General features: G+C 61.0%; 1 pseudogene. It reads left to right on the top strand.

Going from position 1 to position 811, the window contains the following annotated elements:
* A pseudogene (locus AC559G_RS12145) lies at positions 1-811 on the top strand (filamentous hemagglutinin N-terminal domain-containing protein); the annotation flags it as partial.

The raw sequence follows: 811 nt of genomic DNA on the forward strand, positions 1-811 counted from the left end.
ACGGTGGCGGCCCAATCGCTGGATAATCAGGGGGGAACGTTGCTCAGCCAGCAGGCGCTGCAACTTTCAATTCAGCAGGATTACACCCACCGGGCCGGGGACACGATAAACAGCAACAGCGCGGTGATCCTGCGGGTGGCCGGCGTATTGACCAACCTGGCCGACTGGTTGCTGCCGGGTGAGCTTACGCTCTACAGCACGCACCTGAACAACCTGGCGACACTGGTCGGTAAAACGCTGCGTTTCACCACCGGGGAACTGCGCAATCAGGGGCGCATTGAAGCCGATACGCTGGCCCTCGACGCCGACAGCCTGGACAACTCGGCGACGCTGATGGCGGATAACCTCACGGTCAACAGCCGGACGGTGGATAACCATGGCCGCGACGCGCTGATTGCCGCCACGGCGCACATCAGCCTGATAACCGGCGAGCGGTTGACCAACCAGGCCGGCGCGCTGATTTACAGCGCGGGTTCCCTGGCGCTTTCCAGCGCGGATCTGATTGAAAACCGTGCCGGCACGATTGAAGCGGAAGGGGATCTCACCCTGACGGCGATGCGCTTTGACAACCTGCGTGACGGGCTGGAGATTGAACGCGACGCCCAGACCCGCGATTACAGCTGGCACCGATACAACTACTACTGGCGTTCCTATGGCGAAGATGTCAATACGGATGTCAGCACTCTGGCGCCGACCACCCAACGGTTGACCTTCCGTGACGATGCGGCGGCAGAGAGCAACCCCTATGGCACGTTGCTGAATATTGACGCCAACGCCAAACGGGCGGAGGTTCAGGTAAAAGACAGTCAGG

Origin of the sequence: Gibbsiella greigii (genome assembly GCF_039540155.1) — a bacterium.
GTDB classification, from domain to species: domain Bacteria; phylum Pseudomonadota; class Gammaproteobacteria; order Enterobacterales; family Enterobacteriaceae; genus Gibbsiella; species Gibbsiella quercinecans.